At 62.2% G+C, this 23,455-nt stretch carries 17 protein-coding genes; 2 read left to right on the top strand and 15 right to left on the bottom strand.

Translation table 11 applies throughout. The features are described from left to right. The 5 genes from NPX02_RS16085 to NPX02_RS16065 all read right to left on the bottom strand — a co-directional run. On the bottom strand, nt 1–195 hold a 195-nt coding region (locus NPX02_RS16085; protein WP_260294801.1), incomplete at its 3' end, for a hypothetical protein. A gap of 216 nt (nt 196–411) precedes the next feature. Beyond that, nucleotides 412–2,331, bottom strand: a complete 1,920-nt coding sequence (locus NPX02_RS16080; RefSeq protein WP_260294800.1) for a DUF2207 domain-containing protein — start codon at nt 2,329–2,331, stop codon at nt 412–414. Further along, a complete protein-coding gene (locus NPX02_RS16075; RefSeq protein WP_260294799.1) occupies nt 2,331–2,873 on the bottom strand; it encodes a LemA family protein in 543 nt (180 codons plus the stop codon). The genes NPX02_RS16080 and NPX02_RS16075 overlap by 1 nt, the downstream gene beginning before the upstream one ends. Nucleotides 2,874–3,132: 259 nt before the next feature. Continuing rightward, the gene (ppx, locus tag NPX02_RS16070; RefSeq protein WP_260294798.1) at nt 3,133–4,653 is read right to left on the bottom strand and encodes an exopolyphosphatase; all 1,521 of its coding nucleotides are present in this window, start codon (nt 4,651–4,653) and stop codon (nt 3,133–3,135) included. A 143-nt stretch (nt 4,654–4,796) separates the two neighbouring features. Beyond that, entirely contained in the window at nt 4,797–5,315 is a 519-nt protein-coding gene (locus NPX02_RS16065; protein WP_260294797.1) for a SixA phosphatase family protein, read from the bottom strand. A gap of 292 nt (nt 5,316–5,607) precedes the next feature. On the opposite strand from NPX02_RS16065, the gene NPX02_RS16060 reads away from it, so the two are divergent. Further along, nucleotides 5,608–6,180: an NUDIX hydrolase gene (locus NPX02_RS16060; RefSeq protein ID WP_260294796.1), complete on the top strand. Its 573-nt coding sequence runs from the start codon at nt 5,608–5,610 to the stop codon at nt 6,178–6,180. A 6-nt stretch (nt 6,181–6,186) separates the two neighbouring features. On the opposite strand, the gene NPX02_RS16055 is transcribed toward NPX02_RS16060, so the two are convergent. From NPX02_RS16055 to NPX02_RS16035, 5 genes are all read right to left on the bottom strand, one after another. Then, a complete protein-coding gene (locus tag NPX02_RS16055) occupies nt 6,187–7,005 on the bottom strand; it encodes a LabA-like NYN domain-containing protein (RefSeq protein ID WP_260294795.1) in 819 nt (272 codons plus the stop codon). A gap of 249 nt (nt 7,006–7,254) precedes the next feature. Next, nucleotides 7,255–9,591, bottom strand: a complete 2,337-nt coding sequence (locus tag NPX02_RS16050) for an alpha/beta fold hydrolase (RefSeq protein ID WP_260294794.1) — start codon at nt 9,589–9,591, stop codon at nt 7,255–7,257. 428 nt (nt 9,592–10,019) lie between these two features. Further along, complete coding sequence (gene acs, locus NPX02_RS16045; RefSeq protein ID WP_260294793.1) at nt 10,020–11,960, bottom strand: acetate--CoA ligase; 1,941 nt, start codon at nt 11,958–11,960, stop codon at nt 10,020–10,022. 120 nt (nt 11,961–12,080) lie between these two features. Then, the gene (locus NPX02_RS16040) at nt 12,081–12,809 is read right to left on the bottom strand and encodes a 3'-5' exonuclease (protein WP_260294792.1); all 729 of its coding nucleotides are present in this window, start codon (nt 12,807–12,809) and stop codon (nt 12,081–12,083) included. 129 nt (nt 12,810–12,938) lie between these two features. Next, nucleotides 12,939–14,819 carry a putative nucleotidyltransferase substrate binding domain-containing protein gene (locus tag NPX02_RS16035; protein ID WP_260294791.1) on the bottom strand — a complete coding sequence of 627 codons (1,881 nt, stop codon included), beginning with the start codon at nt 14,817–14,819 and terminating at the stop codon, nt 12,939–12,941. A gap of 115 nt (nt 14,820–14,934) precedes the next feature. Here NPX02_RS16035 and NPX02_RS16030 point away from each other — a divergent pair, with 115 nt between their 5' ends. Beyond that, nucleotides 14,935–15,099 carry a hypothetical protein gene (locus tag NPX02_RS16030; RefSeq protein WP_260294790.1) on the top strand — a complete coding sequence of 55 codons (165 nt, stop codon included), beginning with the start codon at nt 14,935–14,937 and terminating at the stop codon, nt 15,097–15,099. Nucleotides 15,100–15,116: 17 nt separating this feature from the next. Here NPX02_RS16030 and NPX02_RS16025 read toward each other — a convergent pair whose 3' ends face one another. The 5 genes from NPX02_RS16025 to NPX02_RS16005 form a co-directional block, all read right to left on the bottom strand. Beyond that, a complete protein-coding gene (locus NPX02_RS16025) occupies nt 15,117–15,812 on the bottom strand; it encodes a tetratricopeptide repeat protein (RefSeq protein ID WP_260294789.1) in 696 nt (231 codons plus the stop codon). After that, entirely contained in the window at nt 15,805–16,038 is a 234-nt protein-coding gene (locus NPX02_RS16020) for a hypothetical protein (protein WP_260294788.1), read from the bottom strand. Before NPX02_RS16020 ends, NPX02_RS16025 begins: the two co-directional genes overlap by 8 nt. Nucleotides 16,039–16,207: 169 nt before the next feature. Further along, nucleotides 16,208–18,193 (bottom strand): sodium:solute symporter family protein, encoded by a 1,986-nt coding sequence (locus NPX02_RS16015; RefSeq protein WP_260294787.1) that lies wholly within the window; start codon nt 18,191–18,193, stop codon nt 16,208–16,210. A gap of 233 nt (nt 18,194–18,426) precedes the next feature. After that, nucleotides 18,427–19,782 carry a sigma-54-dependent transcriptional regulator gene (locus tag NPX02_RS16010; protein ID WP_260294786.1) on the bottom strand — a complete coding sequence of 452 codons (1,356 nt, stop codon included), beginning with the start codon at nt 19,780–19,782 and terminating at the stop codon, nt 18,427–18,429. Continuing rightward, a complete protein-coding gene (locus NPX02_RS16005) occupies nt 19,760–22,729 on the bottom strand; it encodes a sensor histidine kinase (protein ID WP_260294785.1) in 2,970 nt (989 codons plus the stop codon). The genes NPX02_RS16010 and NPX02_RS16005 overlap by 23 nt, the downstream gene beginning before the upstream one ends. Between the last annotated feature and the right edge of the window lie 726 nt (nt 22,730–23,455).

Raw genomic sequence — 23,455 nt, 5'->3', positions numbered from 1 at the left:
ATAAAGCCAGTAACGCCAAAGCAAATACGCTAGCGCGAGATAGCTCAAAGTAACGAGAGCTTTTGGATCGTCCAGAGAAACACCTCCACCCATAAACGAGATTTCTTTGATCTTACCTCCCGCAAGCTCAAAAACGACAAGTGCTAATGAAAGGCCAATAAGATTTCTTCTTTGCCGATGAAGCTCTAATTCCATAGCGATTATTCCGAGGCACTTTTAAGAAAACAGATAAAAGTTGACAGATCAATTTTCCACGATCCATATTTGATCTGGTTGCAGTTTTATAGGCGTGGGCACAAAAAACGTGCCCACCCTACCGGGCTTCATAGTTTCTACCGGGCTGTTTCCAGCCTCGGGCAGGCACGGGGGCCTGCCCCTACGATTGAACAGGCGTGCTTTCTGCGCAGACGGCTACCAGCCGCCGCCGCCACCACCACCGCCACCACCACCGGAGGAGCCGCCACCGCCGCTGCCGGAGGAGGAACCCGGTGCGCTGGAAGAGGAGGAGATGGCCGAGCCCATGGCGCTGCCCACGGCGCTGGTGAAGCCGCTGAGGTTGCGGCTGTTCCAGCTCCGGCCGCTGTACCAGGTGGGGTGGTAGGCGTGGCCATCCTGTCCGGCGCCGGCCAGCACCTGGGTGAAGCGTTCCGCCCACTGCTGTTCGACCCCCAGTGCCAGGGCGTAGGGAAGGTAGGCCTCGAACAGCGCCGGGGTCTTCTCCACCGGGTGCTTGTAGTTCAGTTCGTCCTGTTCGGCCACCCCGAGATACTGCTTGAAGCCCTTGACCTTCTGCAGCAGTTGCTGGCCGGCCAGGGTCGGCGCCTTGAGCCACTCGTAGAACGCCACATTGATGGCGATAGCGAGCAGCAGCATCAGGGTGAAGGGGAGTGAGATGGCGAAGGTGAGCATGCCGATGCCGAACACCTCGCCGGCCAGGAAAGGCAGGGCGAACAGGGTGACGCCGATCGCCTTGGCGTAGCTGCCGACGCCGCTGCCGAGCGCATCGCGCCAGGCCCGATAGATGCCGACCACCATCTTGAACACGGCGATGCTCCAGATGGAGAGCCAGACCATCATGAAGCCGCCCAGCATCAGTTTCTCTTCCGAGCCGACATGCCATAGGCCGACCCCGAGCAGGGCCAGAGTGATCAGCAGGCCCGGTACGATAAAGCCGCTGTTGCGGACGAAGTAGCGTTTTTCATAATCCCGCTTCAGTGACGCCTTGTGCGCCTCCAGCGCCTTGGCGATTTTCCGGTGATTGGTTTGGTGCAGCTTGATCTTGTGGTCGCGGCCACCGAACAGGGCGCTGGCGATGGCACCCTCGCCGGGGGCCAGGGTGGGCGACTTGCCGGTCTTCTCCAGGGTGAACTTGCCCGCCTTGTCCTCCTTGATTTTGAGATAACCGCTGACCGCCATGTTGACCACGGCCGCGCCGAAGGTCTGGTGGTCGTAGCCCATCTTCTGAATAAAGCGCATGGCGGCGGGGGAGTAGTCCTTGGGCGGGGTGTAGAGTGGGATGATCACGCCCAGTTCCGGGTCGCGGCCCACCCGGTACCAGATGGCCGTGAAGTAGGCCAGCAGTAGCAGCAGGCCGCCGCCGGCGATCAGAAAGCCCCGGTTGTCGGTCAGGAACCAGCTGATGCGCTGCTGCCGGTCCGGTTCCGTGACATGGCCCTTGGGCCAACTGGTGACCAGGGTCAGCCCGTGGTGGACCGGCAGCGGGGCGGTGGTTTCGAACAGCGCCTTGCCGTCCTCGTCCACCCGGGCGCTGTACTGTTGCCCCCGGGCGCCCTGGGCGCCGGTGTAACCCTCGACCCGGATCGCACCGGTGGGAACCTCGGGTGGCAGGGTGACCCGGGCGCCGGCGCGCTCGATGGGGAAGTCCCAGCCGTTGCCGGTGACGTTCCAGTAGAGCTCGTCATGCTCGGCGAAGAAGCCGAGCTGACGGCTGGTGCGGTAGCGCAGGGTATAGCGATAAACGCCCGGTTTCAGGTAGACGTTCTGGCTGCCGGCATAGATGCGGATGCCGTTGTCCTGGGCCTCGGTGCGGTAGGGTTCGCTGCGGCCGTCGCGGCGCACCTCCAGCAGTTCGAATCCGACCCGGTAGCGGTTGCCGAGGCGGTCTTTGTAGTCGGTGGGAAAGTCGCGAAAGATACCGCGGCGGATCTTGTTGCCTTCGGCCCGTACCTCGATGGTCTCCTCCACCAGCATGCTGCCGTCGCGCTGCACCTGGATGTCGCTGAAGTAGTCGAGGATGCGTTCCTGGGCGATACCGGGGGTGGAGAGGAGCAGCAACAACAGCAGGGTGACGGGTCTGAAAGGGTTCGGCACTAACGTATCTCCGGTGGATCGACCTCCACCGCACTCTCCAGCTCGAAGAAGGCGGCGGGGTGGAAGCGGAAGGTGTGGGCGATCAGCAGATCGGGAAAGGAGTCGATGCGCACGTTCAGGTTGCGCACCGCGCCGTTGTAATAGCGGCGCGCGTACTGGATGTGGTTCTCCACGTCGCTGAGCTGTTCCAGCAGGTCCAGATACTGCGCGCCGGCCTTCAGGTCGGGGTAGGCCTCGGCCAGCAGCAGCAGGGAACGCACCTGTTCATTGAGGCCGCTCTCCAGCCGGCCCCGTTCCGCCGGCGCGGCGGTGGCCGAGGCGGCGCTGCGCAGGTGGGTGATGTGGTCCAGGGTGGACTGCTCGTAGCGGGCGTAGGCCTGTACCGCATCCACCAGTTTGGGGATCAGGTCGTGACGCCGTTTCAGCTGCACGTCGATATCGCTCCAGGCCGCCAGTACCCGGTTCTTGTCCCGCACCAGTTTGTTGTAGATGATGATGGCCCAGGCAATGAGCGGCAGCAGTAGCAACAGCAGTATTTCCATCGCGCCAGAGGTCCTCTGTTTTTATCGTTAACCGGTGACCGGTTCCAGTGTGCGTTCTCGCCGATGGGATTTCAAATTTTTCTTTGGTGGCGGGACCGGGATCATCAGGGCAACCACGGGGGGTTGCCCCTACGGGGTTGTGGGTGTTTTTGGAAAGGTGCGTAGGGGCAGGCCCCTGTGCCTGCCCGGGTCGCTGGCACGGTGAACATTGGGGCAACCACGGGGGGTTGCCTCTACGGGGTTGTGGGTGTTTTTCTAATCAGCTGAACCGCAGCTCGAAGCCACGACCGGCCAGCTGTCTGGCCTCCTGCTCCAGTTCGGCATGGGGCAGGGTGTGGGTGGTGAGCCAGTGCTCGGGGAAGGTCAGTTGCAGGCGGCTTTCGGCCACCTCGATCGCCACCTTCACCTGGGTGGCGGCGGAGCGCGCCCGGTGCAGCAATACCGACAGGCGCAGCAGGATGCAGAGGCGCAGGGCGGCCAGGGAGATATCCTGGGGCAGTTCGGTGAACACGTCGAAGGGGAATTTGCGCCGGTGGCCGCGGATCAGGGCCGAGAGCACCCGCTGCTCCTGGCGCGAGAACCCCTGCATATCGGAGTTGGCGATCAGGTAGGCACCATGCTTGTGGAACTGGCTGTGGGAAACCGTCAGGCCGATCTCGTGCAGGCGGGTGGCCCAGCAGAGCATGTCGATGTACTCGCCCTCGCGCAGTTGCCAGGCGTCGGCCGCCTGGTCGAACAGGGCACGGGCGGTGGCCTCCACTTGGCTGGCGTGCTCCACGTCCACGTCGTAACGGCGGCACAGGGCGCGCACGGTGCTCTCGCGCACGTCCTCGTACTGGGTGCGGCCCAGCATCTCGTACAGCAGGCCCTCGCGCAGCGCCTTGTCGGAGACCTTGAGCTGCTCGATGTTCAGCGCCTTGAACACCGCGCGCAGCACCGCCACGCCGCCGGCGAATACCGCCCGGCGTTCGCTGCTGAGTCCCTCCAGCTGGATCTTGTCCACATGGCCGGCGTCGATCAGCGCGTTGCGCAGTTTCTTCAGCGCCTGGTAGGTGATGCCCTCCTGCTCGCCGGTCCAACCCGCCGCCTGCACCACCTTGTGGATGGCGCGGATGGTGCCGGAGGCGCCGACTGCCACCTCCCAACCGGCGCTGCGGTACTCGTGCTTGACCGGCAGCATCTCCAGCGCGCCGTTCAGTTCCGCCGAGCGCATCGCCTCGGCGCTGAGGTGGCCGTCGCTGAAGTGCCAGCGGGTCATGTTGACACAGCCCATGTGGATGCTCTCGGTGCGCCGTGACTGGAAGCCGTCGCCGACGATCAGCTCGGTGCTGCCGCCGCCGATGTCGATCACCAGGCGGCGCTCGTTGCCGGCCGCCAATCCGTGGGCCACACCGAGGTAGACCAGGCGCGCCTCCTCGCGGCCGGCGATGATCTCGATCGGGTGTCCCAGCACCGCCTCGGCCTCGGCCAGGAAACGGGTGGAGTTGCGCACCTGGCGCAGGGCGCTGGTGCCGACGGCGCGGACGCTGCCGTGGGGGAGGGATTTCAGGCGTTGGCCGAAGCGTTTCAGGCAGTCCAGAGCGCACGCCTCGGTCTCCGGCGAGAGTTCCTTGTTCTCCTGCAGGCCGGCGCCGAGGCGCACCATCTCGCGCAGCCGGTCCACTACCTGGAAATTGCCGTTGTCCACCTTGGCCACGATCATGTGAAAGCTGTTGGAGCCGAGATCCACCGCCGCGACGGTATCCGAGAGGTTGGCGATGTTGGCAATATAACGCAGCATGGCTCAGGCGCTTTATGACAAACGGGACCGGCATGCTACCACCGGGCCGGATCGATTGAAACCGTGGTTTTGGCGGCGCCCGCCCGGGCAACCACGGGGGGTTGCCGCTACGGGATTGTGGGTGTTTTGCAGGAACGGTGGGGTCAGGGGCACGGTTCCTGCCCCAGGCTGCGCAGCTGCCGGGGCGGCAGCAGCCAGATCATCTCCGCCGAGGCCGGCTTGGGTGCGCCCTTGAACTGCAGCAGGCAGGCGGCACCTTTCTTGAGCTGCAGGAAGTTGAAATGGGAGCCGTTGGTATGCCAGGAGATGAGTTCCGACAGGTCCGGTTCGTGGCCGATCAGGAGAATCGTGCTCTGGGTCGGCAGTTCGGCGAGCAGGCTGGTCAGCTTGGCCGGGTCCGAGCCCGGATTGAGCTGGGGAATCGCCTTGCGGATCGCCTCGGGATAGTATTCGGCAATCAGATCGGCGGTCTGCACCGCCCGCGTCAGGGTGCTGCTGAAGATATAGTCCGCTTCCGGTTCCAACCGCTTCAGTCCCTGTCGCGACTGTTCCATGCGCTTGATGCCCTTGTCGGTCAGTGGGCGGAGGTTGTCGTCGGTGTTGTGTTCGGCGAAGACGGCGCGGTCTTCGGCGATGGCATGTCGGATGATGATGATTTTCATATCTGCTATCGGTCAATCCGGTTGAACTGAGAAACAGGTTAGAATATAGCCTGCTATCCGCCAGGCGCCGCTGAGTTCAGAGGCCGTTCATATCGCCTTGAATACACGCCTAATCACGTGAAATGCAGTTAAAACCGCTACCAGGACGCTGCCCTGGGCGGATGATCCGCGCTACAAGACTACACCGGTTTCACTGCCATGGCACCCGTTTGTCAGGGGCGGCCGGTCATTGTATTGTCAGGGTTCATTTATACTATTTAAGCATGACTCCATTGAGACGACGGGCAACAGCATGAATTACTGCAGCCAGTGCGGCAGCGACATTGAAATCAAGGTACCGGAGGGCGACAGCCGGGAGCGCCACGTCTGCTCCAGTTGCGGATATATCCATTACCAGAACCCCAATGTGGTGACCGGCTGCATTCCCGAGTGGGAGGGCCGGGTGCTGCTCTGCCGCCGTGCCATCGAGCCGCGGAAGGGCTACTGGACCCTGCCGGCCGGATTCCTGGAGAATGGTGAATCGACCCAGCAGGGGGCATTGCGCGAGACCCTGGAAGAGGCCAACGCCCGGGTGGCGGTGGAACAGCTCTATACGCTGTTCAGCCTGCCCCATATCTCGCAGGTCTACATGCTGTTCCGTGGGCCGTTGCTGGATCTCGATTTCTCGCCGGGCCACGAGAGCCTGGAGGTGCGGCTGTTCGAGGAGCGGGAGATCCCCTGGGACGAGCTGGCCTTCCAGGTGGTCTCCGAGACCCTCAAATACTACTTCGAGGACCAGCGCCGGGGGGCGTTCCGGCTGCGCTCCGGGGTGATCGAGCGCCTGCCGGGGGAGCAGCGGCGCTATCGCACCACCCTGCACGAGTAGCCGGAATCAGCTGGGCGCGTAGACCAGCCGCACATTGGTGGCGATCAGGCCTTCATCCACGTCGCTCTCCTTGAGATAGAACTCGACAATGGTCTCCCGGTGCATCAGCAGATCCGGGGTCACCTCGTCGGCCAGTTCGTTGATGTGGCAGAAGACGCTTTCGTAGGGCGAGTGGGGATCGCGCGGATCGGTGATCCAGAGATTGGGCGAGATGTCGCGGATAAAGCGCAGGAAGCCGTAGCCCTTGTCCTGGAACCATTTGGTACAGACCCCGCGCACACAGGAGCCGGGCTTGCCCCACTCGTTGCGCGGCTCGTAGGAGAACGGCAGCAGATCCGGGATCAGGTAACCGCGATAGAAGGCGTCGGCCTGGCGCTGCAGCTGCTTGGAGACGTTCTTGAAACCCAGCAGTTCCACCCGGCAGCCGCGATTCTGCAGCGCGGTGACCACCTGGAGAAAGTCGCCGTCGCCGGTGACCAGCAGGATCAGGTCCAGGTTCTCCGCCTGCAACATGGCGTCCACCGCCAGGTCCAGGTCGGCGTTGGCCTTGGTGGTGATGTTGCCTTCCTCGTCGGTATAGCGCTTGACGTGCTTGACGATGATCTTCCAGCCGTAATCCCGCACCATCTGCTGGTAGATGTAGGATTTCTTCGCGTATTCGCCATCCTCCCGGGCACGCTCCTGGTCGAAGGCGAGATAGGTGTTGAGGCGCAGCAGGGTGCCGTTATCGCGCGCCGCAAAGCGTCGCAGAATGTCATAACGCAACTGATAACCGCCATTGAATTTGACGTTTTCCGCGTCGACAAAAACACCGATTTTAAGCATGTGCGGAATCCATTTTTTTAATTTCAAGACAGGGGTCGGAGTCAAATGGCACTTAACTTAAAGCGAATCGCAGGATTTTCGTCATTCCGGCGCAGGCCGGAATCCAGGAATACCGCCACCATTAAGCAGTCTGGATCCCGGCCTGCGCCGGGATGACGGTGATTCTTGACTTAAGTTCTTGACTTAAGTAAGTACCATTCGACTCCGACCCCTATAGGTAAATGATCCAACCGGAAGTGGCTCATTACATCAGATCGGCAGCGGCGGCTCAATCGCCGGCAGTACCGCCTGTTGCATGGGGGTGGTCAGGTTCTCTTCCAGGGCCTTCAGATACTGAATGATGATCCCCTGGGTATTATCGATATTCTCATTCAGGATGCCGTGCCGCTGGGAGTGCACAAACTCGAGGCGTTTCAGCTTGCTGCTGATCTTTTCATAGACCCGGTTGGCACTCTCCGGCACCACCACCGGATCCTCGTCACCCTGAATGATCAGGGCCGGGCAGTGTACGTCCGGCAGACGTTTCACCAGCTGAGTGACCATCAGACGCAACTCGAACAGGGCGTGTACCGGCATGCTGGTGTAATTGATGTCGGGGTGTTCCGTGTCGTTGGGGCGGAACGGCATGATCCCCTCATAGGCGCGCAGCCAGCTCACCAGCCGGTTGGCGTGATGCACCAGGGGCACGAAAATCATATTCTTGTTGCGAAACTTGATCGGCGCGGAGATGGCCACCACGCCGGCCAGCCCGTCCGGCTGCTCGGCCGCCTGCAGCAGTGACAGGGCACCCCCGGTGGAGAAGCCGATCAGACAGATATCCTCGCAGTGCTGTCGCATGATGTGGCAGGCCCGCTGGACCGATGCCAGCCACTCCTTCCAGCCGCGCTCGCGCAGATCCCAGGGCGAAGTGCCGTGTCCCTTCAGCCGTGGGCCGATGACCGCATATCCCAGGTGCCCCAATTTATCGGCGAACTGTTTCACCTCGGACGGCGAGGCGAGAAAACCGTGCACCAGCACAATACCCAGGCGGTTGGGTTGTTCCGGCAGAATCAGGAACGGCTCGGCACTCCGGGTGGCCGTCTCCTTACTGTTCAGCTCCTGATGCCGTGGCTTGGAGAAACTGGCCTTGTCCCAGCGATAGGCGACCCGTTCGTCATCAAACAGATGGGCGGCAAGCTCTTTCGGGGTAGTGGCAGCAGCCCGGTTGATGATGTCGTCGATCAGCTCGTTCAGGCCGACGACCGGACGCGCCTCGTTGGCGTAGACCTCGACCATGTTCTCCAGCCGGATCTCATCAAATTCATGCTCCTTGCACAGCTTGGGCATGAACAGGTAGTGGTCGCCCTCGTGCTCGATCAGTTCCAGCTGTGCCGCGGTGCGAAAGAACTGGTCAAGCCCGGCGCAACGACCGAGCATCAGCTCACCATAACTGGCGGCATCGCGGAGACTGCGCTGCAAGTTGATGCGCGGCAGCTTCTGTGTCGCCTTGACGGCCAGGTAGAGCATGCGGTGGAACAGGTCCCGGTCGATTGCCTGCTGCCCCTTCTCCAGCAGCTGATAGATGATCAGCGCGGCGAGGTGGCTCAGGTTGATGGTCACCTGGCTGTAGATCGCCTTCATGTAGTCGTTGCGCAGGCGCAGAGCGTTCCTGCGCAGCCGGTTACTGAACAGGCGGCGCTTGAAATCGCCCGGCGGCGCCTGCCGGGTCAACAGTTCGTCCAGTGATTTCAGCTGTGGTGCCAGTTGCCTGACGATCGGTCGCACCCACCAACTCCAGTACTTGCGGGTGTAGAGGATATCGCCCAGGTGGATATCCATATCCGTGTTCTTCAACAGGATATTGCCCTCGATCAACAACTCTTCCGAGAGGCGGCGGCTGATGCCGCGATTGACCAGTTCGAATACGCTGTGCAGGAGGTTGTCGCTGACGCGCATCGGGTAGAAGGTGATATTGGCCGGAACGATGGTGGAGGGCCGCTCCGCGGCCGCCAACAGCGCCTGCGGCGTGGCCAGTTCCAGCCGATCCATCCAGTGATTGATCAGCGGCTGGTTGTCCTGTTCGAAGGCGTGCAGGATCGACTGCTTGAGGATATCCACTGCCAGCGACAGCACTGCGGCGCCGGTGTGGTGTTTTCTGCGTTCCAGGGCAGTGCGCGAATAGATGCTGTAACCGCCCCGTTTATCCTGCACCCGTCGGTCCTTGACCATGCCCCCCTCGGGGAAAATGACTACCTTGTGGCCGCGCAGGATCTCCTCGGCCAGGTAGGGGATCAGGCGCGGATGATTGTGGGGCACGGCACCGACGTTGCGCAGGTAGTTGCTCAGGGTGTCGTCGCCGGTGAAAAACTCCGCGGCGGCGATGGAGCGGCAATAGACTCCGGTTTCCTGGTAAATCAGGTACTGGGGGATAAAGGTCTCGAAGCGGGCGAAATGGTTGAACAGGAAGATCTCGCCCTCGGCCACCTGCCCGCGGTCGTGATGCATCTTGATATTGACGCTCAACAGACGCCTGATGGTGGAAAAGAAGCGTATCGACCACTGGTAGGTGGAGATATTGATCTTTACTTCGTCCTGCCGATCCGTCAAACCGATTCCCCCTGATACGGATGCCCTGACTATCGGGCCTCTAGGCATTTGCCGCGGCCGTCCAAGGCGCTCTCTCTGCAATTTATAGTCAAAAGTATAGGCGTTGGCGGGGGGCGTGTCTGCTGCCGTGGTGAGTCCTGTTTGCAGGGTCGATGCGATGACGGTTGACAGGCGAGCGGCACAGGGGTCGGAGTCAAATGGGGGTAGAGAGGTTGGCCTGACCGAACAGTCTTGAGCCCATTTGACTCCGACCCCTCTTGATTTCCCGTGCCTGCCCGGGTCGATGGCACGGTGAACAGAAGGGCAACCGCGGGGGGTTGCCCCTACGGTTTCACGGCTGTTTGCAGGTGGGGCTGTCGTGGTGAGAAAACCACAAAAAAGGGCGGCCCGTGGCCGGGACCGCCCTTGCTGGCTGACAGAGGCCGCGGTTACTTGTTGGCGCGATTCTCGATCAGGTCATCCACCACGCCGGGATCTGCCAGGGTGGAGGTGTCACCCAGGGAGTCGATCTCGTTGCAGGCCACCTTGCGCAGGATGCGGCGCATGATCTTGCCGGAGCGGGTCTTGGGCAGGCCATGCGCCCACTGGATCAGGTTGACCTTGGCGATCGGCCCGATCTCGTCACGCACCAGCTTGACCAGCTCGGCCTTCAACTCATCGGTCGGTTCGACGCCGGCCATGGGTGTGACGTAGGCATAAATGCCCTGGCCGGTGATTTCGTGGGGATAGCCCACCACCGCGGCCTCGGCCACCTTCTCGTGCAGCACCAGGGCCGACTCGATCTCGGCGGTACCGAGACGGTGGCCGGAGACGTTCAGCACGTCGTCGATACGCCCGGTGATCCAGTAATAGCCGTCCTTGTCGCGGCGCGCGCCGTCACCGGTGAAATAGCTGCCGGGATACTGGGTGAAGTAGGTGTCCTTGAAGCGCTGGTGATCGCCGTAAACGGAACGCATCATGCCGGGCCAGGGGCGGGTCAGGACCAGCGCGCCTTCGCACTCGCCTTCCAGCGTCTCGCCGGTGGTGGCGTCCACGATGGCGGGCACCACGCCGAAGAACGGCTTGGAGGCGGAGCCGGGTTTCAGGTCGGTGGCGCCGGGCAGCGGGGTGATCAGATGGCCGCCGGTCTCGGTCTGCCACCAGGTGTCGACAATCGGGCAGCGCTCACCGCCGACCACGCGGTAGTACCACTCCCAGGCCTCCGGATTGATCGGCTCGCCCACGGTGCCGAGCAGGCGCAGCGAGGAGAGGTCGTGTTTTTTCACCGGTTCCTCGCCTACCCGCATCAGGGCACGGATGGCGGTGGGTGCGGTGTAGAAGGTGTTGACCTTGTGTTTCTCGCACACCGCCCAGAAGCGGCCGGCATCCGGATAGGTGGGGATGCCCTCGAACATCAGGCTGATGGCGCCGTTGGCCAGCGGGCCATAGACGATATAGGTGTGGCCGGTGACCCAGCCGACGTCCGCGGTACACCAGTAGATCTCGCCCTCTTTGTAATCGAAGGTGTATTTGTGGGTCATGGCGGCGAACAGCAGGTAGCCGCCGGTGGTGTGCAGCACGCCCTTGGGTTGTCCGGTGGAGCCCGAGGTGTAGAGGATGAACAGCGGATCTTCCGCATCCATCGGCTCCGGCTCGCACTCGGCGGAGGCGTCGGCCATGGCGTCGTGATAGTAGATATCGCGGCCTTCGGTCCAGGCAATGTTGCCGCCGGTACGCTTGACCACCACGCAGGTGTGCACGTTGGGGCAATCTTCCAGGGCGATATCGGCATTGCTCTTGAGCGGGACGTGCTTGCCGCCGCGCACCGATTCGTCGGCGGTGATCAGGGTCTGGCAGTCGGAGTCCAGGATGCGGCTGGAGAGGGCGTCGGGCGAGAAACCGCCGAAGACGATGGAGTGCACCGCGCCGATACGGGTACACGCCAGCATGGCCACCGCCGCTTCCAGGACCATCGGCATGTAGATACAGACCCGGTCACCCTTCTTGACGCCGCGGCTTTTCAGCACATTGGCGAACTTGCAGACCTCGGTATGCAGTTCGCGGTAGGTGATTTTTTTGTCCTCGGCGGGATTGTCGCTCTCCCAGATGAAGGCGGTCTGGTCGCCTCGGGTTTCCAGGTGGCGATCCAGGCAGTTGTAGGAGACGTTCAGCTTGCCGCCCTGAAACCATTTGATCTCAGCTTCATTGAAATCCCACTCGCTTACTTTGTCCCACTTGCGGAACCAGGTGAGAAACTCTTCAGCGGCGTCGCCCCAGAAACCATCCGGGTCTTCTACTGAGCGCTGATACAGCTCCTGATATCTGGCTGCATCGATGTGGGCTTGCGCGGCTGTCTCAGCACTTACCGGATAGATTTTCTCTTCGGACATGGCGTGTCTCCTTCTCTTTAAATTACATGGACCGAAAGCTCGGTCGGTTTCTCTGATTTAGTGTAGTTGCACTGCTCAACTGCTGGTGATGATTCGCGGATCATCCGCTTATCTGAAATATTAAAAATGTCCCAATTCGTATTGCCGTTGAATCAGCCGGTCGACCGGATTGTTGTATTCCGTCAATACCGCGGCGATTCGCCTGAACACCTCGGCGGCGGTGATGGCGTCACCCCGCGCCGTGTGTCTTCCCTGTACCTCCACCCTGGCGTAGTCGGCCACCTCTTCCAGTGTATAGTGTCCAACCCGGCCGGTATGGACCAGATAGAGTAGCATGGTATCCAGCCATGGATGTTTCAAATGACACAGCAGCTCCCGCTGCAGAATCTTGTTCAGAAAGCGAATGTCGAATCCCACATGGTGTCCCACCAGCACGCTCTCGCCGATGAAATCCACGATCTCCAGCATCACCTCCTCGATCAGAGGAGCGTCCTTCACATCCGCGTCGGTCAGCCGGTGGATGCGGGTCGATTCGGCCGGAATCTTGCGCCCCGGAAAAATCAATGTATTGAATTCCCTGCCGGTCAGTTCCAGGCCCTGCATCTCGATCAGGGCGATGGAACAGATCTCGTCACCGGCGTAGGCCTGCAGCCCGGTGGTCTCGGTATCCACCACCACAAACCGGGTCTCCGCCAGTGGCCGGGTGACCAGCCGTTTCGGATCGATCGACAGCAGGCGCCGGTGCAGCGCCAGCATCCCGGGATCGGCCAGCAGCGCCCCCTTGCTCAGGGTGCGCCGGAATCCAGCATGTATTCTCCCGAATAACTCGCCGAGTTGTTCACTTGCCATATTTTGTTTGCAGCTGCTACCCGACCCGACTCAAACCATGCGTAATTTATAGTTGTTATTCCGGCCCTTGGGCCGGAGCGGAATGATGTCGCCAAATCTGGCTGTCGGGAAGTCTCTGCCACTCCTCTCTCAGAATATGTCCGTTGCGTATTCGTCCTGCAGTTGCTCCTGAAACCGTTTGACCGCCCGCATGGCCATGCGCAGGGTGCTGCGTGACTGTGGGGAGAGGCGTTCCGGATTGATCAGCTTGTTCACTTCCCTGTCTGTTTTGGCCTGCCGGATCTGGTGGGTCAGCAGCAGATCCAGCAGTTCCTCGAAGGCCTCCTGTACCGAGTCCTTGAAATCGGTGGAGAGTTTGCCGACCCGCATCAGTGCATTCAGCCGGTCGGTGGTGTTCTGTGCCGCGATGCCGTTCTGCAGCGAGAAGATGCGTGCGGCGTCGGCGATGATGCGCAGGCCGTTGCGCTTGATATCGATATACTCGCCCTGTTCGTCCTTCATGGTAACCAATCGATTGAAGAAACCGATAGCGGGTTTTCCCTCGGCGTCGTCGTCGGACATCATTTTCAGCAGTCGCGGTTTCTCCTTCAGCTCGGCAAGGGCGTGACGGCGCAGCTCTGTGGTCAGGCTATCGTCGCCGTACAGGGTGTCGAAATCGAACACCACGTTGGACCAGCGCGCCGCCTTTGCAGTGGGCTGGTCGGCGATATGGCTGATCTGCTGTTTCCACTTCGACAGGGTTTTGCAGTAGAGCGGATTGCGCGCCATGATGGCGCCGGGGCAGAGCGGATAGCCGATCCGGTCCAGGTTCAGATTCAGCCGGTTGCAGAAATGGTCGAACCACTCCTTCACTTCCTTGTTCTCGCTGATTGGTGTGTCCTCGATAATGATGCCGTTGTCCTGGTCCGGATTGAGCAGCATCTCCAGACGACCGCCGGAACCCATGATCAGCACGCTGAAGCCGACCGGCGCCTTGCCCAGGTCCTTGGTCTCCATCCAGCGCAGTGTCAGCTCCACCGCCCGTCGCTGGGCGATCAGGTGGTATTCGCTGAGCAGCCGGACCGCGCTGCTGGGGCGATGATTGGTCTCCTGGATGTCGATGGCCGCATCCACCAGTCGCGGCGTCAGCTCCGCCAGTTCCTTGATGCTGTCGGCCTCACGGAAGCGGTTGGTCAGGGTGCTCGGCCGCGAGATGAGGATGCGCAGGATATCGGTCTGGGAGACCATGCCGATCGGGTATTGCTCCTCCAGCACGATCAGGTACTTTGCGGTATGCCGTTTCATGATCTCTTCGGCTTCCCACAGGGCGGTGTCGGGGTCGATCACCCGCGGGGTGTCCGGGGTCATCTTCAGCACCTGGTCATCCGGGTCCGCGCTCTTGAGCATCACCGCCTCGGCCAGCCCGGCGTAGGTGAGCACGCCGCGCAGCCGGCCCTGGTCATCGGTCACCACCAGGCTGCCGATCTTGCGTGCCTTCATGATGCTGAAGGCCTCCCGTAGCGTGGTCTCCGGGGTGCAGGAGGCGACCGGGGTGCGCATCACCCGGGTGACCGGCTGCGCCAGCACCCCGGTGGAGATGGAGCGATCCGGGCTGCGCTCCCGGAGCTTGGTGGCGATCACCCGGTTGAGCACGTTGAACAGTTCCGGGTGCGTCTCCTCGAGGGCCTTGAAACGCTCCTCGGGGACCGCCAGGATCTCCGACTGGTTGGTGGCGACGGTCTTGGTGGTGTAGTCGTTCTTGTCCAGGTAGTTGGCCAGTCCGATCAGATCGCCGGGCAGCACGGTGTCCTGGCGGCCGCTGGGGCGGTGCATCACGATATTGCCGTCGAGCAGGATATAGATCTCTTTCCGGTACGGTTCGCCGGGACGGAACAGGGCCACGCCACCGGGCAGGACGCGCCGGTTGGCACAGGCCACCAGCTCCCGCAGGGTCTCCAGCGGGACATCCCGAAAGGTGCGGGTGGCGGCAAGTATCTGCTCGGTTGTAACGGTTTCGCTCTGCTGTGTCATTCGTTGCTGTTGCTGTCGTTGACGATATAAAATGTCCGGGTTCTGTTTTGTGCTGTAGCTCAGGAAGAAAAACTGCTATTTTCCCTTGCCAACTGCTGCCGATGAAGGCGCTCAATTGATCGATTGGATCTTTCTGCTGGTTACCGCCGTGATTGCCTGGCACGCCCTCACCCATCGCAATGACGATGGCGAGAACGATATCGGCCATCTGCTGTTCGGTGCGATCGCCCTGCTGTTTTTCGTGCGTGTTCTGTTTGTCGATATCCTCAAATTACTGTAGCAGTGGCCCAGCCGCGGCTAATCCAGCCGGTAGGCACGCTGCCGGTGGTCCTGCTCCGGTATCCGCATCAGCCGCTCCGCTTCCGGTTTCGCCAGCTGCGCGGCGAGATAGCGGGCGCGGTCGGCGATGCTGGGCGGCGGTTGCGGCTGATTGCGCAGGAACCGGGTGAGAAATCCCGGCCCGTCCGCCAGCCCGGGCTCCAGGCGCAGCCCCTCCCGGTAATCGGCCAGGGCGCCGCGATACTCCCCCAGCTGATCCTTGAGGATACCGCGATTGGCCAGGGCCACCGCCATGGCACGCCGGTTTCCTTCGTTGACGCCCGCCGTCAGTTCCCGTCCGATCGCTTCGTCGTAATACCCCAGGGCCTGCCGCAACAGTTGTGTCGACTCCTGCCGCAGTCTGGCGATCTCCGGCTGCTGCGTCGTCGGGTCCAGCCGGTCCGCCTCGGCCGCCCGGCGTATGCCGATGCGCATCAGTGCCTGTGCCTTGCCCCGCAACGCCCCGAGGTTGTCCGGTTGCCGCGCATGGACCTGGCTGAAGATGCCCAGCGCCTGTTCAAACTCGCCATCCTCCAGGTAGCGGTCGGCTGCCGCCAGCTCCCGGCCGGTCACCGTCGACTCGCCGGGGCCGCTGTCATAGAACGTCCAGCCGATCCAGGCGGCGGTGAGGACGACGGCCACCCGCACCAGCATCCGGTAGTACGCATCACCCATGCGCGGCCCCGCTGACCGACAAATTGAAAAACCAGGAGAACAGGGTCACCAGAATGAGACTGATAAAACGTGCCCGGTTCTTCTGTCCGTTGAGCTCTTCGGCAGCCAGCTCCCGGCCCAGTCTGCGTCGCAACCGACGCACGCTGACTACCCAGATGAGGTTGCTGACCGGGAAGAACAGCATCACTGACAGCACTGCGACCCAGAGATAAAACATCGGATTCATGGTCTGATTCAGCTCTTGGTCCTGATCGGGCGTTCCCGGTCTATACGATCAGGAGCGGTAGCGACGATTCAACCCCGTGACCTGGCAAGTCACCCGCGCCACGAATGCACCCGAATACACGAAAATAACAATAACGAGTATCGGCTATCCATTGTCCAAAGGTGCAATCTCAACCCGGTTTGTCCAGGTCCAACTGGATGTCGCCGATATCCTCATGCAGCGCCACCACCTCCTTGTGCGGCACGGTGGAGAGTTCCATCCGGTAGGCGAGAAACCACATCATGGCCACGCCCAGTACCCACCAGAGCAACTGCCAGGCCCAGATCGAGGGTATGCCGAAGGTCCAGGTCCCGGCATTGGTGGGATCACCGAATATCCAGTTGCCGATCACCGCGCCGGGTCCGATACCGAAGAAGAACCAGACCAGGGTGAGAATCCAGGCCGCCGGGATCAGGCCACGCTTCTCGGGGGAGAGGGAGGCGTGATCACGCAGAAAGTTGTGGAATATCATGCGGTGTTCGCGCTCGCTGCCGTTCTGGGTCAGGGCGGAGACGCCGATGGCGAGGCCGAGATTGAACAGGATGCCCCAGAACGCGGAGTGCAGGGTCATGGGCCAGCGGCCCCAGGGCATGTACTCGGCGCCGATGCTCTCGGTCAGGGTGACCGCGACCAGTCCGGCGATCAGCCCCACGGTGACCCCCTGTCGGGTCAGGTAGGGCCACCAGCAGACGGCGATCAGCGCCGGCCACATCTGGAATCCGTAAGCCACCGCCAGTCCGCCGAGCAGCACCAGGGCGTCGGTGGAGGTGGAGGCGACCATCAGCGCGGCGATGACGATCAGGATCACGCCCAGGCGGCCGTACAGCTTCTGCTGGGCATGGCTGGCGTTGGGGATGACGAAGCGTTTCAGCAGGTCGCGGGTGAGCATGCCGCCGGCGGTGGACATGTAGGCGGCGCCGGTCGACTGCATGGCGGCCAGAGCGCAGACCGACAACAGCCCCACCAGCCAGGGCGCTGTCTCGGACATCAGGTAGACCAGCTGCGGCACCAGCATGTCGCCCTTGCCCTCGGACAGCAGCAGGTCGATGCCGCCCAGGCCGGTGCCCATGACGTTGTTGACCAGTTCGGGGAAGCGCGCCATGAATTCGGTGTCGGCACCGAGGAAGTGGGCGCCGATGCCCTGGATGGCGGTGAAGAACATGAGGATGAAGCCGATCACCAGGGAGGAGGCCCACACCTGCTGCGGGGCGAAGGGTTCCGGGCTCTTGTTGCCGAAGGCCCACATGGAGAAGGCCGGGGCCGACTGGATGCCCATCAGGCCGAACATGTAGGTCAGTATCATCACCCCGGTCCAGGCGCCGCCGATGGGCGCGCTGTCGCTGCCGAGGCCGGCGCCGAACTGGATTACCCCGGGGATGGCGATATAGGCGCTGTAGCCGTCCGGCGTGGTGTCGCCGAACATCGCCTTGCCGGTGCTCGGGTCGATCTGGGTCAGGGCGGCGATGCCCTGGTTGAGGCGTTCGAAGCCGCCGACCTCGTTCATGGCGATGATGCCGATCACGGCAATACCGCCGCCGAGCAGGATCGCCTGGGCCGAGTCGACATAGGCCACGGCGCGCAGGCCGCCGGAGGCGACATAGATGATCACCACGATGGAGAGTAGCCACATGCCGACATTGGTGCTCAGCATGTCATCGGTGAGGACATTGAACAGGAAGCCGGAGGCGCGCAGCTGGATACCGAGGTAGGGCACCGAGAAGATCAGCGCCACCAGCACCACCAGGATGCGGATCGTGTCGGAGCGGAAGTAGTAGGCCAGCATCTCGCCCGGGGTGATGAAGCCGAAGCGCTTGCCGAGCATCCACTGGCGCTTGAGAAACAGCACCCCGGTGAAGGGGATGGTGATGGCGTAGAAGGAGGCGTAGGCGTACTGGAAGCCGTCCCGGTAGATGAGGCCGGGGTGTCCCATGAAGGTCCAGCCGGAAAACGAGGTGGCGGTGGCGGCGAGGATGAACACCCAGAGCGAGATCTGCCGGCCGGCGACGAAATAGTCGCTGGCGGTCTTTGCCGACAGCGCGCCCTTGATGCCCCAGAAGATGCAGTATGACCAGTAAAGCGCAACGAATACAAACAACCAGACAACCTTTGCGTCCATTGGTCGTATTCCCCCTCAGTAGTGAAATTCAAATGGTTTTAATTGTTCTGTTATCTGTATCTGTCTTGGCCGCCGACCTATGGCCGATAGGCGAAAGCTGCCGCTATTATGCGAGAATTGTGCCGTTTAATAAAGCTATTAGGCTCAATGGCTTGGCGAGCTTCATGGCGCGTCTGTTACCCCTTGGCTGTTACCAAAGGTGACAACTCCGTGTGGTTCGGTAACAGGGCCGCTCAGCCGGCCCCCTTCCTGCTTCGGGGAATGCCGAAGCGCTGACGCCGTTCCCACAGCGCCTTGCGGCTGATGCCGAGGCGCTTGGCCAGTTCGGTTTCGGTCAGCTGCTCCTGATTCTCCAGAACAAACTGGCGGAAATACTCTTCCAGGGTCAGGTCGCCGCTCCCCGGATTCAGGCTGGCTGGCGGGCTGGCGGCGGAGTGGTTGCTTTCGATCGCCAGCAGGTCCGGGGTGATGACATCCTCCTCGCACAGGATCACCGCCCGCTCCAGGGCGTTCTCCAGTTCCCGCACATTGCCCGGCCAGCCGTAGGTGGTGATGGTGTCGATGGCCGCCTGACCGAGGGTCATGGGGGCACGGTTGAGTTGCTTGCGGGTCTTCTCCAGCAGGAACACGGCCAGCTCCACCAGGTCCTGGCCCCGCTCCCGCAGGGGCGGCAGGTTGAGTTCCACGACCCGCAGGCGGAAATAGAGATCGCTGCGGAATTCGCTATCCTGGACCCGCCGCTTCAGGTCCCTATGGGTGGCGGCGATCAGCCGCACGTCCACCAGCCGCGACTGCTCCGAACCGACCCGGCGGATCTCGCCGTTCTGCAGCACCCGCAACAGCCGGGCCTGGGCGGCGAGGGGCAGTTCGCCGATCTCATCGAGAAACAGGGTGCCGCCCTCGGCCGCCTCGATCAGCCCGGTGCGGGCCGAGTCAGCGCCGGTGAAGGCGCCCTTTTCATGGCCGAACAGCTCCGATTCGATCAGGGTTTCGGGGATGGCGGCACAGTTGACGGTAACGATCGGTGCATCCTTGCGCAGGCTCTGTTCGTGCAGGGCGCGGGCCACCAGCTCCTTGCCGGTGCCGGATTCGCCGAGGATCAGCACCGTGGAGTCGGTGGGGGCGACCTTGGTGATGCGCCGGCACACCTCCTGCATGGCCGGGCATTTCCCCACCATGCCGTCGACCGGATAGGTCTTGTCCAGGTCCGATTTCAGCACCTCGGTCTTGCGCTCCAGCTTCTCCTGCTTCAGGGTGCGCTCGATCAGCATCACCAGTTCGTCATGGTCGAACGGTTTGGCGATATAGTCGATGGCGCCCTGCTTCATGGAGTCCACCGCCGAGCGTACGCTGGCGTAACTGGTCATGATCAGCACCGGCACGCCCGGGGCGCGCCTGATCACCTCGGTGCCGGGTACGCCGGGCAGCCGCACATCGGTGAGGATCAGATTGAAGCTCTTCAGGTCGAATTTCTGCTCCGCCTCCTCCACCGACTCGGCCGTGGTCACGGTGTAGCCGCGGCGGGTCAGGAGACGATCGACGGCGCTACGGATGACTGATTCATCCTCAATAACCAATATCTGACTCATGACGTTTGGGGTCCATGTGTTGGGGCAGCTGGATGATGACCCGGGTGCCGATTCCCGGCGCCGAGTCGATCTCTATTGTGCCATTATGTTCATCGATGATCTTGCCCACCATGGGCAGACCCAGTCCGGTACCCTTGCCGGCGTCCTTGGTGGTGAAGAAGGGCTCGAAGATCTCGCCCTGCACCTCTTCCGGTATCCCTTCCCCCTGATCCATCACCTCGATCTGCAGCTGGGTGTCGGAGGCGAAGGCGAAGATCTCCACCCGGTCGCCCGGTTTCGAGGCGTCGCAGGCGTTGGTCAGCAGGTTGACCATCACCTGGGCCAGCCGCTGGCGATCCCCCTTCATGCTCAGGCCCTCGGGACAGCCGTTGCTGAAGGCTACGTGTTTGCCGGCACGGGTCAGGCCCACCAGCTGGATCGCCTCCGCCATGATCTCCTTCAGGTTGAAGGTCTCGAAATTGAGGCCGATGCGCCCGCTGCGGCTGTAGTTCATCAGCGAGTGGACGATGCTGCTGATCCGGCGGGTCTGCTGCAGGATCGCCTCGATACTCTCCTGAGTGGTCTGTTCGTCGCGCTCCTCCAGCAGGTTCTGGGCCAGCGAGGCGATCCCGGAGACCGGGTTGCCGATCTCGTGGGCCACGCCGGCCGCCAGCTTGCCGATGGAGGCGAGCCGGTCGCTGTGGGCCAGCTCCGCCTCCAGGGTCTCAAGATCGGTGAGATCCTCCAGCAGCAGCACCAGGCCGCTGCGCGGGCCGGTCTGATAGCGTGGCAGATCGGGATCGAGAATGGCCGCCTTGTGTAGGTTGAACCAGTGCGGGCGGTTGCTGATCGGCACCTCCATGTGGTGGATATGCTCATCCTGGGCCAGGGCGAAACCGGCCAGCAGCTCGCCCCAGGGCTGGGTGAGGGTGGAGAGTTTGCGCCCGGTGGCCTCGTTACTGGGTACCCCGCTCATCACCTCCAGGGCCAGGTTCCAGGTGATCACGGTGTGTTCCGGATCGACCGCGCAGACCCCCAGGGGCAGGTCGAGCAGGATCTGCCGGTGGTAGCGGCGCAGGGCGTCCAGATCGGCGGTCAGGCCCTTCAGCTTGCTGCGGGACTGCTCCATCCGTTCCTCCATGTGCCGGATGGAGTCGGCCAGCGCGGTCTTGGCTTCGGCATCGACCTTGAGCTGCTGATTGATAATCATATGGGCCATCGCCGGCCCCACCAGGCCAGATAGGTTGCGCTCGATCCGCTGGCGCAACCGCTTCAGCTCGCGCGGCCGGGTTTCGCCGCGATCCAGCTGCAGATCCTCCAGCGCCTGGTTGACCTCCATTTCCGCGGCCTCCTGTCCCAGCATCACCGCCAGGCCCTCGGCGAACTGGGTGGGCGAGGCGGCGGTCAGGGTGCCGGCCAGCGGCGCCATCGGCGCCACCTCGCTGCGACAGGCGAATGCGGTCTCCTCCTCCTCGGGTGACTGGCGGGTCAACAGGGAGACGATCACGAACAGCAGGCCGTTGCAGGCGAGGGACCAGAAGGTGGAGAACTCCCACTGATCCAGCCCGGAGAGATCGCGCATGGCGGGCACGTCGATGCCGGTGCTGATAAAGCCCGATTTTTCCAGCAGCGGCAGCAGCAGGGTGATGATCCAGATGGCGATGCCGCCGAGCAGCCCGACGATAAACCCCTCGCGGGTGGCGCGGCGCCAGTAGAGCAGGCCGATGATGCCGGGCAGGAACTGGGCGACCGCGACGAACGAGATCAGCCCCAGTTGCACCAGCCCCTGATTGTGTTCCAGCACCTCGTAGAAGATGTAACCGGCGAAGATGATCAGCCCGATCAGCAGGCGCCGGCCCCACAACAGCCAGCGATAGATATCCACCTTGGGGTCCGGGTAACTGGCCGGCAGCAACAGATGGTTCAGGCACATGGAGGAGAGCGCCAGGGTGCAGACGATCACCATGGCGCTGGCAGCCGAGACGCCGCCGATAAAGGCCAGGATCGGCAGCCAGGTCGGGCCCTTGCTCAGGGTGATGCCGAGCACATAATAGTCGGCGTCCATCTCCAGCTGCAGATACTCGCCCGCCCACAGGATCGGCGGGATGGAGAGATTGAGCAGCAGCAGGAACAGCGGAAACGCCCAGCTCGCCGTCGCCAGGGAGCGCATCGACAGGTTTTCGGTGAAGGTCATGTGGAACTGCCGCGGCAGCAGGAAGGCGGCGCAGAAGGAGAGGAACAGCAGGGTGGTCCAGGGGCCCTCGCGCACCGGTTCGTAGAGATTGCGCAGCGCCTCGGGATGCTCGGTGAGGTACTGGTTGAGTGATTCCGGGCCGGAGAATACGCCGAAGACGGCAAAGAATCCCACCATCAGCATGGCGATGATCTTGACCAGGGACTCGAAGGCGATGGCGGCCACCAGGCCGCGGTGTTTCTCCCGGGGGGAGATGTGCCGGGCGCCGAACAGGATCGAGAACAGGGTCAGCATGCCGCAGAAGCCCAACGCCAGCAGCTGCGGGATTTCGTCATGGGTCAGCACCTGGATGGAGGTGGTGACGGCGCGGATCTGCAGGGCGATGTAGGGCAGCGAGCCGAGCAGCATGAACAGGGTCACCAGGACGCCACCCAGTTGGCTGCGGTAGCGGAAGGCGAGCAGATCGGCCAGCGAGGTGAGCTGGTAGTCCCGGGTCAGCCGCAACAGCGGCTGCAGCAAAACCGGACTGAGGATGAAGGCGATGGTTATTCCCAGGTAGACGGTGAGGAACTGATAGCCCTCGCTCTGGGCGAAGCCGACGCTGCCGTAGTAGGTCCAGGAGGTGGCGTAGACCCCGAGCGAGAGGACATAGACCGGTGCATTGTCGGTCCAGCGGTCGGGCACCAACCCGCTGTCGGTTACATAGGCGACGAAGAAGAGCAGCAGCAGGTAGAACAGACTGGCCCCGAACAGGATCTCCAGGTCATAGGTCATGGTGTGGGTATCGTCGACGTAACCAGGCTCCCAGCAGGATGACAAACAGCCACAGCGCGTAGGGCATCAGCCAGTGGGCATGGTCGGAGGCCCACCAGATTGTCAGGGGGGAAGCGAAAAGAAACAGGGCGAAGAGCGCCAGTAACAGTGCACTCTCTCGCAGCCTGATTGGGTCCGGGTGCTTTTGCATCCGCCAAGAGTACCAGCCGTTACCAATAGTAACAACTTGGCCGGGGGGCGTTGGATCGGGTCGCTGGATTCGGCGGGCAGGATCCGCCGCGTGGGTACCGGCGGAAATGAACACGGGACTTGGTGTCGGTGAATACAGATCGTATGATCGGGATATGGTTTTGTCTGTGGCGATGGGCGGTTCGGCCGACCGGTTGCTGCACCCCCATTCGGGTGAGGTGCGCGGGACCGGGATGGGGTAGGATGTAACTATCCCGCAGGCTCCGATGAGCAGCCTGTCAGCCCTGAATGTCCCCGAGGACACTTCGCTTCCGGGGAACCGAAACAGATTTTACGGGTAGTGAGGGCCTGTCAATAAATAACTACGACGTCTTGCTGGTCTTTTCGTCCGCCTTCGGCGTTACGGCAAGACTTCCATAGAACGACTATGCGCGCCTTGCCGTGCCTTGAAGGCAAACGAAAATCCGGCGCAATACCTCGCAGTTATTTCTTTCCAGGTCCTACAAAGAATTACTTATACCCGAATCACTCGATTCT

This window comes from Sedimenticola hydrogenitrophicus (assembly GCF_025175675.1).
GTDB classification, from domain to species: domain Bacteria; phylum Pseudomonadota; class Gammaproteobacteria; order Chromatiales; family Chromatiaceae; genus Sedimenticola; species Sedimenticola hydrogenitrophicus.
The sequence above is the reverse complement of the archived record's forward strand: the minus strand, read 5'-3'. Positions and strand labels throughout refer to the sequence as shown.